Genomic DNA, 12758 nt, shown 5'->3' with positions numbered 1-12758 from the left:
TCCTCATACTTCCCACTACCGGGGCCTCCACCTTGAAAACCACTGTAGGAAGAGCGTTAATTCGAGTACAATATCCACGTTCCACCACGGCCGTAGTTACCTGATAAACTAGTTCCTCGACGAGGTGAGAAGTTTGCTTGTTTTTCTTCCCGTAATACAAAAGCTGATTTCTGGGTATAAGCGTCAGTAATTGACCATATTGCAATGAAAACCGCTATTCCAGCAAAAATTTTTGCAACCATGATTTTTGATCCTATTTATTTATCCTATTTATATGTCCTAACAATCTAAAATCTAAAATCTAAAATTCCATTAGCGATCGGTTATTGAAGAACTAATATGTATAGCTTCTACGGCTGTACGAGTACGAGTACCATCAATAACAGTGAGAGTTGTCTTATCTACTGGTGCATCTGGGATAACTTCTACGTAAAAACCGTAGGATTCCTGCGGCTCTAGTATAAAGAACTTTTGTGCTTTACCAGTTACTTTCTCAAGTTTCCCGTCTTCTTTATGAAAAGTTAGATTTAAATAAAGATGCTCACTGTATATAAGTTCCCCATAAGAATTTTTGATAACTAGTCGAGCTTTCATTGTTTGAGGACTAGTTTCGTCAGATTCCATGTTGATTTTCACCCGTACCAACTTCGACGCACCACCGAGAGTAGCACGTTCGCTGGGATCACTATCGTTGATGGTTTTAGAAATCACTTTTTTTCCACTACGAGGAATGGCGATCGCACTCATTACAGCTAAAGCGAAAGTTCCGAATAAACCGGGGAATAAATGACGGGTATCTATAACCCCGTTGGAAACTTTTACTTGAAAACTTACGGGTTCGGTAAATTCGAGTCCTGATGTATCGCCGTAACCTAGTACGGAAATCGCGATCGTCACCTGTTCACCTTTTTTAGCACGGACATCTAAACCGGCTTCCAAATCATCTTCGTTCCAAGTACCAGACTCCCCATCTTCATACCAAGTACCAGATTCCCGCCATGCTTGCTTTTGAGCAGAAGCAATCAGTTTACCTTCTTTATCGAGCAATTGAATCTCGTAAGCAACCCAACGATTATCGGGTATTATAGCTTTAGCGTCAATTCGCAATGCTCCAATTGGTTGAGGTTCGATTTTCAACGCTTGAAGTTTTGTTACTTCTTCTTCACTAACCGCAACATTTTTAGAAAAAAGCACTTTTTCAAAAAAGACAGATGCAATTAGCGCTAGAAATACTAAACCTGTAGCACCAAAAGCAACATAAAGTGCAGGATCTATAAAACGACTTGTCTTTTTAAGATTTATACTTGCTGACATAATATTTTCAGCTTCACAGTATTTTTAACAACACAATGCCATGATAACCTTCCGGAAAAAGTTGATTTAGTTTATAAAACTACAGAAGCTCGATTTAGTAAAGGATTTAGCTTAATTACAAATATACAAAATCGATTTTTTACAAATAAAATATGAGGATTTTACGGAGAATAAATCGTCAATAAATAAAAAAATAAGTACAATTACTGTTATTTGTGATGATATTAATTTATAGTTAAAACTAGTACTGGTCGGCGTAAATAAAGCAAGCATTTCAAACAGACGAAAAGTTTATGATATAAGTCTTCTAACTTCTTACTTCTTACTTCCGCCCAGCGGTACTAGCTAGTTATTTGCTGTTTGTATCCATCAAAAATTTGTATTATTTAACATTTACAAAATCATCTTTTTTCAGTATATTTATTTAAGTTTTAATTAAAATAAATTAATAGAATTAATACGACTCTTGGAAAAACCTGGAAAACGATTTGCAATTCAATCATTAATACATAAATACTATTTTTTTGAAATTAAAGTTTTGTAGCACTTAAGTTTTACAGGGAAAATGCATCTAAATTAAGTGCATAAGTTATAGATTTAAAACCCATACAAGTATTAGAAGAGAAAGTGAAGAAATTTTGATTTTCGCTTATGGGTTTTGTATATTTGAATCTAACTGGAGAAAAAACTTACTGCATACTAACTTAGGACAGGTTGTGAAATGTGTGAACAAAGCAGTACAGGGTAGCGTCATATTTTCTAAATATTCAGTTTTCAGATGAAAAAGTATATTAAATTATTTATTTTGGGAAAAAAAAATGATAAAATTACTATCGATGGATGCTAACAATGTTATCGGTATTTTAATCAAAGGTCATGTAAATATTAAAGATTTTGAATTAGTGAGAAATTTTATTGCAGAAGTAGAAATACATTATGAATTTCTTCGGATATATGTAGAAATTGCAGATATCAAAGGAATTTATTTGGAAGATGTATTTAAATACTTGGAATTTACTTTAAGTCATTTTCATCGATTTGAAAAACAAGCCATAGTCATCGATAAAAATTTGATTACTCAGTTAGAACAAATTCGTTGTTTACTTACTACGAGTGTAAAAATAGAATATTTTACATTTGAAGATAAGTGTAAAGCCCGTTATTGGGTATTAAGTTAAGTTCTTTTTAATTTTCATATATAAAAAAAGACGTTGCTTTGTAACGTCTCTATATTTATTAACAAAGATAAAATTCAATTATTTTTTCAAAACTTTAATAGTTACAGGTACAACACCACTATCAATCATGTTTAATTCCTTAGCTGCTTTACGAGAAACATCAATAATTCTACAGCGTATAAATGGTCCTCTATCATTAATAGTTACTATCGTAGATCGACCATTATTTTCATTAGTAACTTTAACTTTTGTACCAAAAGGTAAAGTTCGATGCGCTGCTGTTAATTGAGTATTGCTTCCGTAATAAGAAGCTTTTTCAGAAGAACATTTATTATTTGCTTTTGACTTTTTTGCAATCAGTATAACCTGATTATTCTCGGCATCTTTTGATAAACCAAAAGCTGCTTCTTGATGATTGAAAGTAAAAGCTGTTAAACAAGTTCCAACAGCAGCAAAAAAGCTGAAAATACATCTTTGATTCATATGTTTAGCCTGATAATTAGTAAGGAATCGTGGCTATCGTAGCTGGAATTGCGTTCTACGTTGAGATGCGATCGCAACCATTAAAGCTTGAAGTTGATGACTTTTTTGATATTTCTCATCTATCCAGAGAAGTAATTATTAGAAAATATATCAGTAAGAACTCAGCTTTTTCAAGTAAAAGGGAATACAAAGGTATTTTTAATTATGTTAAAAGTAGTATTATCAATATTTAGTCAATATCGCAATATCAAGAAGGTGATAAATAGGGTTTTTAGGTTAGTTTAAGGAAAAAATAAAAATATATATTGCTATTAGAGTATATTAATCACAAGCTATTTGACTGCACGGATAAAAAATATCGGTGCATCACACCAAACACCTTTTTCTGTTGTTGGTAAAGTCTGCATCTCTTTGATATATTCTGCTTTGTATTCAGCTAATTTATCTGCTGAAAGCTGAAAAACTTGATAACCGAAAACATTATTTGCATTCATCTGCCAAATATTCTCAGCAATGTTAGCATCTAGTTTAAAATACCAACCAAACTGCTCGGTTTCGATGCTTATATTTTTAAAACCTATTTTATCTAATAATTGATTACATCTCTCTATTGTTCCCATTGGTTCATTAGGATTGGGAACTTTTACACCATATCTATTAGCAACTTCTCTAAATAATACAGAAGGTGGAAAAGCATTTTCTGACCAAACATTAAATGCTACAAATCCATCGGTTTTTAAAAACTTATACCACTTTCGCAAAGCTGCGGGAATATCAGTTAAATAACAAACAGCCAAAGAACATAATATAGCATCAAAACTATTAACCTCCAAATTGAAAACTTCTGCATCTGCTTCGACAAATTCAACATTCTGTAAACTAGTTTCGGCTAACTTTTTTCTAGCATTACTCAACATTCCTGTGGAAATATCAATTCCAATAACTTTACCTTCACTACCTACTTTTTCCGCAGCATTCAGCGCCACAATTCCCGTACCCGTGGCGACATCTAATATTTTCTGTCCCTTTTGTAAATCAGCAAATTCAACTAATTTATTTGCAATAGGAATATAAAATCTGCCTTTATCATAGTTAATTCTGGAATTAAAGTCATTTAGTAACTGCTGCTTGTAAGCTGTTTTAGAGTTATTTTGCATGATATTAGCGAGCTTTTCGGTTCTTATTACTTTTTATTGTATATATTTTCCAAACTATATCTATTAGACATCTTTAGAAATGAGGTATCAACCTTGACTGCACAAGGCTTTTATATTCTTTATCGGAGATGTCTATTAAAAAAAATTTGTTTGTAGTTGCGCTTTAGCGCTGAAGCACAACTACGAACCTTATATTACTGGTGTTTCAGCAAGTGCTTCTAGATGAAAAGCCAGATTATTAAGTGACATTTCAATTTCGTTACTGTAACTAAGACTTCTCCACCTTTTAGTAGTAGCATTATCTAGGGCAGTTGTATCCAAGTATCGCGCAAAAATTACGAGTCTCTGGGAATCTGTTTCTGCTAAAGCCAAACTTTCTAAAAATTCTTGAGGTGTCATATCCAACTCCGTTGATGTTAATTTTTTGAGTCTCTATATTTTTGACATACTTGGAGTTTAATTTCTGATATTGGCTTACTTATATGTAAAAGAGTTTGTTTTTAAATGCTGCTGGTAATTACCAATTTTTATTATTAGACATCTCCGAAAAAGAATGTAGAGACGCGAAATTTCGCGTCTCTACAAGGTTTCTGGATGACGCATAATTAATTTCCACCAGATGTCTATTGTTTATTTTCTATGGCTAGCTAAGAAAGAAATTACCCCACCGTACAATGCACTAAATTTTAATTCATCTACGGGTGCATCGCTGTTATTCCAAGTTGCAGCTACACAATATTCTTTACCATTTTTTCCTTTTAACCAAGTCGTTAAATTTAAAACACCAGGTTCAGAACCTCCTTTATATGCTACCCGTTGCCAATCATTTGGATTCGCAACTCCAGGATTAATACTCATCAATGGTAAATCTGCAACTTCTTTGATTAATTCGCAAAGTTCTTCAGCATTGTAAAACCATTCCACATCTAATGCATTCGGTAAGGTTCCTTCAAATTCACTGACATTCGGAAGCGGCTTTTGTGCTAATTCTGTTAATAATGCGCGACGTTGCTTTTCATTACTGTTACGATAACGCTGTAATAAATCACGATTTTGAGAACTTTTTAAAATAAATAGTTCGCGGGTTGTTAAAAAAGGAATATTACGAGATGAATTAGATTCAATAGATTCTCTGCCAACTTGTTTAATTAAAATATCTGTAGCTGTATTATCGCTGATAGATATCATCAAACTAGCGAGTGTTTGTAGTGTTAAAGGTGAATTATCAGACCAATTTTGTAATATTCCAGATGGTAAACTTTTATCCTCAGCTTGTAGTCTAACTACATTTTCCCATGATTTTTTACCGGAGACTATTTGGGTTTTTAATGTGTTGAGAACAGCGAGTTTAAAAGCTGAACCAACGGCTAAAGGTGTTTTAGAATTTAACTCAGCAAGAGTTGACGAATTTTCTTTCACTATAAAACTAACTTTACCTGGTAATTTTTGAAATTCTACAACTGCATCTGATAAACTATTTACCTTTAAGTTTGGTGGTTGCAGCAGTAATCCTGTAATTTTTCCTTCGTTATTTAAAACTATTTTAGTTGGTAGATCGCCTTGACTAAAATTTACTACATAGTCGTTACCGTTTTTTTGCACTCCTTGATAGGAACCGAGTTGTTTTTTTACATCGCTGATGATAATTCTTAGCTGAGTAATAGGCACTTGTGCTAAAAATTCTGCTACAAACCATTCAGCTTTAATATCTTGGCTGGTAAATAATGCTTCTAAAGTTGCTTCTGGAGTCATGGATTTAACTGAGTTTTGCACTTGAGCTAAATATGGAGTTGTTCTCTGAAATGCTGATACGTAACTAGGAAATATAAAGGGAGTGGCAAGCAATAATATAATTGTTACCTTAATTTTAAATATTCGGGTTAAAAAATGCATTTTGATAGAATAACATGAAATACAAAAATTGTTAATTTAGCATTTTATTACAGTCATATTTTTTTGATAAATAAATTATCGATACTATCTTAAACATGGGAGACGTTGCACTGCAACGTCTCTACATAATTTATCCTTTGACACAAAGAACTTGCTTCAAAGTCGCGACAATTTCGACTAAATCTGATTGATTTTCCATAACTTGTTCTATCGGCTTATAAGCACCAGGAATTTCATCTAAAACCCCCTCATCTTTACGACATTCTACACCTTTGGTTTGTTCAATTAAATCATCAAGAGTATAAGCTTTTTTTGCCTTACTTCTTGACATTAAACGACCTGCTCCATGAGAGCAACTACAAAAACTTTCAACGTTACCTTTCCCTTTAACAATATAAGATTTCGCCCCCATGGAACCAGGAATAATTCCATAATCTTCTGTTTGCGCTCGCACTGCACCTTTACGAGTGACGTACACATCCTCATCAAAATGCACTTCTTTCTCGGAATAATTGTGATGACAATTCACCTCTAATAACGGTTTAAAAGCCTTTCCACCAGCCAAATGCTTTTCAATAATCCGCTTAAATCGTGCCATCATCACATCGCGGTTATAACGTGCATATTCTTGCGCCCATTGCAAATCATGCCAATAACGAGCGAATTCTGGTGTTCCGGCGATAAAATGAGCTAAATCTGGGTCTGGTAAACTATTACCCGCCATTTTAGCTAAATCCTTCGCTGTATTAATATGATACTGAGCTAGCTTATTCCCAATATTGCGGGAACCAGAATGCAGCATCAACCACACTTGGTTTTCCGTATCTAGACAAACTTCAATAAAATGATTTCCACCACCGAGGGAACCTAACTGTTTCATTGCTTTACTTTCCAAATCTTGCACTCCACTATGCAAATCTTTGAAATCACGCCAATTTTGCCAGTTACTCACAGCTTTTTCAACATCTTTATTGTCATTAAAACCAGTAGGAATTGCTGCTTCAATATCCAGGCGAATTTTCTTTAGTTTACCTTCTAATTGTTCACCTTTAAATGGAGTTTTGATAGCACCCATCCCACAACCTATATCAACTCCTACAGCCGCAGGAATTATCGCTTCTTTTGTCGCAATTACTGAACCTACTAAAGCTCCTTTTCCTAAGTGAACGTCCGGCATTAAAGCTACGTGTTTAAATACAAAAGGTAGCGATGCGACATTTTTCGCCATTTTGGTTTCATCACTTTTCAAGTCATGATTTGCCCAGGATAAAACCGGGGTTTCTGTTGATATTTCTAACTCTTTATAAGGCATAATACAATTTTAGATTTTAGATTTTGGATTTTGGATTTTGGATTTTGGATTTTAGATTTTGGATTTTGGATTTTAGATTTTGGATTTTAGATTTTAGATTATTCGCGAATCATAATTTGGTGATGATAATTAGCAACTATACCTTAGCCAAAATATACTTGTATTATAATTGTAGTATAAAAAAATCAAAAGTCAAATTTGTTGTAGTAAATTCAAAGGGAACAGGGAACAGGGAATAGCTTTCAAGGGTAGATATAGCGGTTTTCACTTGGGTGTAATACAAATTTACCTCGCCCTCTGGGCACCCTCTCCAGAATAGAGATCGCGCAAAAAAGACCCAGCAACCAATGGTTGAAGACCAAGCAAGTAATCGCTGAGCAACTGGAAGCGCTAATAACACCAACCATCACTGCACAAGAAAATTACTATCGTCAACTGAAATACGCCTCAAATCAGCGGCGACAGACAAACTTGAACTCAACACCAGTGGACTTCAACCGTCCCCCTGCATTTGAATTGTTAGACGGCTTTTTTCTAAGCTGCTTGCAAAACATAGAACGTATAACCGTAAGAGTCGCTGAATTTTTCAAACAGTCTCATCTCTTCTTCAGTTTCACGAATCACTGATTGAGTACTTGGGGTGATTTCGATCTGCTGCATCCGCTCACGAAGCGGTTCATAATAATTTACCCACCAAGCCTGACTTGGCAGCCGATGCGTAGAAAGTATGCTAAAGTCAGACCGATGCGCCCGATCAATATTCTCAATCTCGGTACCCATCATAGGATAAGCTTTTTGCCAAAACGCGATCGCAGGCTCTGGCACATTATCCGTAAACCAACTCAGTTCTGATATGACAGCAACGCCGCTGTTGGCAAGAAGCGATCGCCAGATTTTAAGAGCCTGCTCAAACCCAAGATTATAAGCAGCTCCCTCAGACCAAAGCAGGTCAACCGAACCCACTGCCCAATCGAGCTTAGCCATATCACCCTGAATTGGCATGATTAAATGCTCAAGACCAAGCTGTTTGGCGCGAGCTTTGAGTTCGGCGATAAAAACCGACGAGGCATCTACTGCCATGACAGTGCTTTGGTAGTGTTGTGCAAGTAGCAATGCACCAGCACCGCTTCCACATCCTAGATCGGCAATTCGCGGCTTAAGCGGCAAAGTCGAAAGATTGCTCAAAATATTGCGCGAGAAGTCCGAGTCACCTGGACCTTTACGGTCAAGCCCACGGTGTAAATTAGTCAAAGCGGCAATGTAATCAGTTTGATTTTCTGTACTCATCTGGATTTTTGCTAGCTCTAATGCAGTCATACTATGTAATAAAAAGGCATACCTTTTATGACCAATTTCCCCCAACCAGGAAAATATAAAATGTGGGGACAATTTAATCGGAATGGTAAAATAATTATACAAAAGGATATTTCTCAAATAAATTAACCAATAATCTTTAAAAATTTTCAAAATTAAATTATAAGTAGTTGAACAAAATTAAGTTCATGTCTCCGAAGGGGACGCTGGCGCGAATCTGCGCTTACGCACACATTGAGACAGGGAACTCTTAATAGGGAACAGAGAACATCCAATCTTAGTATTTAATTAATTCTGTCTGAGTACTTGTATGCGGATACTTCTAGTCGAAGATGAACCAGATTTAGGAATTGCGATCGCACGGGTTTTAAATCAACATAAATATATAGTCGATCGCGTCATCGATGGTACGGAAGCATGGGAATATTTAGAATATGGCTCTGTACAATATACTGTTGCCATCATCGATTGGATGCTTCCCGGTATCAGTGGGATAGAGTTATGTCAAAGAATGCGTCAGCAAGGAAATTTCCTCCCTGTCTTAATGTTAACTGCTAAAGATCGAATGGAAGATAAAATTACAGGTTTAGATGCGGGTGCTGATGATTACCTCGTAAAACCATTCGGCATGGGAGAATTACTGGCAAGATTGCGGGCTTTGCAACGTCGTTCTCCTCAATTTCAAATGCAATTACTAACTATTGGTAATCTCAGTTTAAATTATGGTCGTAGCGAAGTTATCATCGAAAATGAAAAAAAAGAAAAACAAATAATAGCTTTAACCAATAAAGAGTTTCAACTACTAGAATATTTTCTCAAGCATCCTCATCAAATTTTGACAACTGACCAAATCCGCAATCAATTATGGCAAATAAATGCAGAAACAGGAAGTAATGTAGTCGCAGCACAAATACGTTTATTGCGTCGTAAATTAACTGTCAATGGTTGTAGAAATCTAATTGAAACTTTGCATGGTTTGGGATATCGGCTAAATTTAACGAATGAATCAAAATAAATTATTTCGGCTTACTCGTATTCGTTTGGCTTTGTACTATGCAGTTGTCATGGGTTTAATTTTAGCTGTATGCGCTTTTGGTTTTTATCGAGCCGTATTTCATGCTCATGTTGTTGCTTTAGATAATGAAATTGAGTCGATAGCTGGAACATTACATGATAGTTTGGAATTGAAGTTAGAAAAACCCGGTGTTTTAGAACCCATTGCTCAACAGTTATTTTCTGATATCAAATTATGTGATGCTCAGACAAATTGTATTCAACAACCACTGGATTCTCAACGTCATTTTTTAGGAATAGTTACTAAAAGTAATTATTATCTACGTTTTTTTGATCTATCGGGAAAATTAATTGCGATCGCGGGTTCTTATCCCCAAGAATTATCCACTACTTTTAGTCCCAAAACTTGGCAGTTGATTCAAAATAACAAAGGTCAAGATTACCATCAAATTACGGTAGTTTTGCATACTCAAAATTATCAAGATTGGGGCTATATGCAAGTAGGAAGAAATTTAGAAGAGTTTAATAGTTATTTAAATAGTGTCAAATTAACTTTAATATTGGGATTACCAGTAGCCATATTGATGATTGCGGCTGCAAGTTGGTGGTTATCTGGATTTTCTATGCAGCCAATATATCAATCCTATCGACAAATTCAACAATTTACAGCCGATGTTGCTCATGAATTACGTACACCTTTAGCTGCTACAGGTGCAACGGTTGAATCTGCACTTTTGATACCACAATTAACTGAAGAAGAAACCAAAGATATTTTGCAAACTATCCATCGTCAACACCAACGGCTAACAAGTTTGGTGGCTGATCTATTGATGTTATCACGTTTGGATAAACAACCAATTAAACAACGGGAATTATGTTGCTTGAATGATATTATCAGCGATTTAATTGAGGAATTTGCGGCAATGGCTACTACCGCAGATGTTAAATTAACCTCTGTGATACAAACACATCAACCTGTGAATATTATTGGTAATTCTGACCAGCTTTATCGGCTAATTTCTAACTTAATTATGAATGGGATTCAATATACAGCCAAAGGCGGAAAAGTCACAGTCTTTTTAAATAAAATTGATTATTATGCGCTAATTCGAGTCGAGGATACAGGAATTGGTATCCCAGAAAATCAGCTTCCTCGTATCTTTGATCGGTTTTACCGAGTCAATAGCGATCGCTCCCGTAGCACAGGTGGTTCTGGTTTGGGTTTAGCAATTGCTCAAGCTATAGTTACAGCACATCAAGGTAAATTACACGTGGAAAGTAAATTGGCTTCAGGTAGTCTTTTTACCGTTCAATTGCCGATAAATGCTGCATTTCATCAAAAGAGACTGTAAATTTGCTAGAAAAGCAAAAGTGCGATCGTTCCTAAGTTTCCACAACCGCAGCCCCTCTCAAACCGAATTTGTCACAAAAGTTGAAAAAACTTGTTAATTTCCTCGATATAAATTTCTTCATACACAGTCATCGTTATAAATTATTAATATCCGTTACAACCGTATTCAGAGATGAACACGGTGGGAAAACAGTTATCGGTAACACTGATAACTGTAAACTGATAGCTGTCATAAGGTTTTGCATATGTTTAATTCATCAGAAACGGCAATTATAGCTGCAATTGTATTGGTTGCTTTAGGGATTTTGGGATGGGGGTTTGTTCGCGCTAAACCTTATGGTAAATTGGGCATCCTAGCTTGGTTTCAATCGGTGGTGTTGATAACTCCCTGGCTGTTGTTTTTCGGTTTGCTTGCTGCCGGAATTTATATTAACATTGCAGGTATACTCGGACTTGTCATTGCTTCTGCTGGATTGTACATTGCCCTCGGTAGACAATTGCGAGCGATGGGACAAGAGGAAATGCTCAAAAAAAGAGCATCTCAAAAAATTGCTGAACAAGCATCCCTGGAAAATTCTACTCAGCCACCAGCGAAAAATCAGTCATTACAACCGGAAATAATCCCGATTCCCGAAGAAGATTTGAGTACTATTAGAAGTATTTTCGGTATTGATACATATTTTGCCACCGAAACTATTGCTTATCAAGAAGGAGCTATTTTTAAAGGTAATTTGAGGGGAGAAGCAGAAGACGTTCACAACCGTTTGAGTGCGAGTTTACGCGAACGTGTTGGTGATAAATATCGCCTATTTTTAGTGGAAAGTCCTGAAGGTAAACCCACTATTATAGTCCTACCCAGTCGTAATGACCCACGTTCCATGACTCCGGGACAAAAAGCCTTTGCTGGTATCCTTTTATTAGCAACTATTGCCACAACTTTAGAAGCTGGGGGAATCTTATTAAATTTCGATTTCTTTTCCAATCCCGGAAGGTTTCAAGAAGCTTTACCCATTACAGCAGGCTTTTTGACAATTTTAATCGCTCACGAATTGGGACATTGGATAATCGCTCGTCGTCATCAAGTCAAATTGAGTCTACCTTATCTGTTACCTTCGGTGCAAATTGGTTCTTTCGGTGCAATTACCCGCTTTGAATCATTGTTACCCAATCGTAAAGTTTTGTTTGATATTGCTTTAGCTGGACCAGCAGTAGGAGGAATTGTTTCATTTACAATGTTAATTATAGGATTACTGCTTTCTCACCAAGGAAGTTTATTTCAATTACCAAACCAGTTTTTTCAAGGTTCGATTCTTGTGGGAAGTTTAGCGCGAGTTGTCATGGGTGAGGCTTTAAAGTCACCTTTAGTAGACGTAAATCCTTTGGTGATCATTGGTTGGTTGGGTTTAGTAGTTACAGCTTTAAACTTAATGCCAGCCGGACAATTAGATGGTGGTAGGATTGTTCAAGCTATTTATGGACGTAAAATTGCCGGACGTACAACATTCGCAACTTTAGTTATTTTAGGAATAGTTGGTTTAGCCAATTCTCTCGCTTTATATTGGGCAATTGTGATTTTCTTTTTACAAAGAGACTTGGAGCGTCCGAGTTTGAACGAAATCACCGAACCCGATGATGCACGAGCTGCATTAGGATTATTAGCGTTATTTTTGATGGTTGCAACTTTGATACCCTTGAGTCCTGGTTTAGCCGGAAGGTTGGGGATTGGGGGATAGGTGATGGGG

General features: G+C 35.9%; 13 protein-coding genes. 5 read left to right on the top strand and 8 right to left on the bottom strand.

Annotation, left to right across the window (positions count from 1 at the left end; genetic code table 11):
• Positions 1-56 precede the first annotated feature (56 nt).
• Complete coding sequence (locus IQ247_RS28265; RefSeq protein ID WP_193925064.1) at positions 57-242, bottom strand: hypothetical protein; 186 nt, start codon at positions 240-242, stop codon at positions 57-59.
• Positions 243-312: 70 nt separating this feature from the next.
• Entirely contained in the window at positions 313-1314 is a 1002-nt protein-coding gene (locus IQ247_RS28260) for a hypothetical protein (RefSeq protein ID WP_193925063.1), read from the bottom strand.
• An 818-nt stretch (positions 1315-2132) separates the two neighbouring features.
• Here IQ247_RS28260 and IQ247_RS28255 point away from each other — a divergent pair.
• Positions 2133-2492, top strand: coding sequence for a SpoIIAA family protein (locus IQ247_RS28255; protein WP_193925062.1), 360 nt, complete (start codon positions 2133-2135; stop codon positions 2490-2492).
• Between the two features lie 78 nt (positions 2493-2570).
• Here the strand turns inward: IQ247_RS28255 and IQ247_RS28250 are convergent, their stop codons facing one another.
• Entirely contained in the window at positions 2571-2975 is a 405-nt protein-coding gene (locus IQ247_RS28250) for a septal ring lytic transglycosylase RlpA family protein (protein ID WP_193925061.1), read from the bottom strand.
• A gap of 29 nt (positions 2976-3004) precedes the next feature.
• Here IQ247_RS28250 and IQ247_RS28245 point away from each other — a divergent pair, with 29 nt between their 5' ends.
• Positions 3005-3208 carry a hypothetical protein gene (locus IQ247_RS28245; RefSeq protein WP_193925060.1) on the top strand — a complete coding sequence of 68 codons (204 nt, stop codon included), beginning with the start codon at positions 3005-3007 and terminating at the stop codon, positions 3206-3208.
• A 99-nt stretch (positions 3209-3307) separates the two neighbouring features.
• On the opposite strand, the gene IQ247_RS28240 is transcribed toward IQ247_RS28245, so the two are convergent.
• The 5 genes from IQ247_RS28240 to IQ247_RS28220 all read right to left on the bottom strand — a co-directional run bounded on the left by IQ247_RS28240 (position 3308) and on the right by IQ247_RS28220 (position 8804).
• Positions 3308-4159 carry a class I SAM-dependent methyltransferase gene (locus tag IQ247_RS28240; protein ID WP_322745591.1) on the bottom strand — a complete coding sequence of 284 codons (852 nt, stop codon included), beginning with the start codon at positions 4157-4159 and terminating at the stop codon, positions 3308-3310.
• Positions 4160-4321: 162 nt separating this feature from the next.
• Entirely contained in the window at positions 4322-4531 is a 210-nt protein-coding gene (locus IQ247_RS28235; protein WP_193925058.1) for a hypothetical protein, read from the bottom strand.
• Between the two features lie 231 nt (positions 4532-4762).
• Complete coding sequence (locus tag IQ247_RS28230; RefSeq protein ID WP_228060118.1) at positions 4763-5884, bottom strand: serine hydrolase; 1122 nt, start codon at positions 5882-5884, stop codon at positions 4763-4765.
• Between the two features lie 271 nt (positions 5885-6155).
• Positions 6156-7337 (bottom strand): RtcB family protein, encoded by a 1182-nt coding sequence (locus IQ247_RS28225; protein ID WP_193925055.1) that lies wholly within the window; start codon positions 7335-7337, stop codon positions 6156-6158.
• Between the two features lie 534 nt (positions 7338-7871).
• Positions 7872-8804, bottom strand: a complete 933-nt coding sequence (locus IQ247_RS28220) for an SAM-dependent methyltransferase (protein ID WP_228060117.1) — start codon at positions 8802-8804, stop codon at positions 7872-7874.
• Between the two features lie 157 nt (positions 8805-8961).
• On the opposite strand from IQ247_RS28220, the gene rppA reads away from it, so the two are divergent.
• The 3 genes from rppA to IQ247_RS28205 all read left to right on the top strand — a co-directional run bounded on the left by rppA (position 8962) and on the right by IQ247_RS28205 (position 12749).
• Positions 8962-9666, top strand: coding sequence for a two-component system response regulator RppA (gene rppA, locus IQ247_RS28215; protein WP_193925052.1), 705 nt, complete (start codon positions 8962-8964; stop codon positions 9664-9666).
• Positions 9653-11017 carry a two-component system sensor histidine kinase RppB gene (gene rppB / locus IQ247_RS28210; protein ID WP_193925050.1) on the top strand — a complete coding sequence of 455 codons (1365 nt, stop codon included), beginning with the start codon at positions 9653-9655 and terminating at the stop codon, positions 11015-11017. The genes rppA and rppB overlap by 14 nt, the downstream gene beginning before the upstream one ends.
• Before the next feature lie 244 nt (positions 11018-11261).
• The gene (locus tag IQ247_RS28205) at positions 11262-12749 is read left to right on the top strand and encodes a site-2 protease family protein (RefSeq protein ID WP_193925049.1); all 1488 of its coding nucleotides are present in this window, start codon (positions 11262-11264) and stop codon (positions 12747-12749) included.
• Positions 12750-12758: the final 9 nt, after the last annotated feature.

The organism is Plectonema cf. radiosum LEGE 06105, assembly GCF_015207665.1.
Taxonomy (GTDB): Bacteria; Cyanobacteriota; Cyanobacteriia; order Cyanobacteriales; family Nostocaceae; genus Rivularia; species Rivularia radiosa_A.
The sequence above is the reverse complement of the archived record's forward strand: the minus strand, read 5'-3'. Positions and strand labels throughout refer to the sequence as shown.

Excerpts from the sequence above, each read along its gene's own strand:
- IQ247_RS28205 (WP_193925049.1), top strand. The coding sequence starts at position 11,262 with ATGTTTAATTCATCAGAAACGGCAATTATAGCTGCAATTGTATTGGTT.
- IQ247_RS28265 (WP_193925064.1), bottom strand. The coding sequence starts at position 242 with ATGGTTGCAAAAATTTTTGCTGGAATAGCGGTTTTCATTGCAATATGG.
- IQ247_RS28250 (WP_193925061.1), bottom strand. The coding sequence starts at position 2,975 with ATGAATCAAAGATGTATTTTCAGCTTTTTTGCTGCTGTTGGAACTTGT.
- IQ247_RS28230 (WP_228060118.1), bottom strand. The coding sequence starts at position 5,884 with ATGACTCCAGAAGCAACTTTAGAAGCATTATTTACCAGCCAAGATATT.
- IQ247_RS28225 (WP_193925055.1), bottom strand. The coding sequence starts at position 7,337 with ATGCCTTATAAAGAGTTAGAAATATCAACAGAAACCCCGGTTTTATCC.
- IQ247_RS28235 (WP_193925058.1), bottom strand. The coding sequence starts at position 4,531 with ATGACACCTCAAGAATTTTTAGAAAGTTTGGCTTTAGCAGAAACAGAT.
- rppB (WP_193925050.1), top strand. The coding sequence starts at position 9,653 with ATGAATCAAAATAAATTATTTCGGCTTACTCGTATTCGTTTGGCTTTG.
- IQ247_RS28260 (WP_193925063.1), bottom strand. The coding sequence starts at position 1,314 with ATGTCAGCAAGTATAAATCTTAAAAAGACAAGTCGTTTTATAGATCCT.
- rppA (WP_193925052.1), top strand. The coding sequence starts at position 8,962 with ATGCGGATACTTCTAGTCGAAGATGAACCAGATTTAGGAATTGCGATC.
- IQ247_RS28255 (WP_193925062.1), top strand. The coding sequence starts at position 2,133 with ATGATAAAATTACTATCGATGGATGCTAACAATGTTATCGGTATTTTA.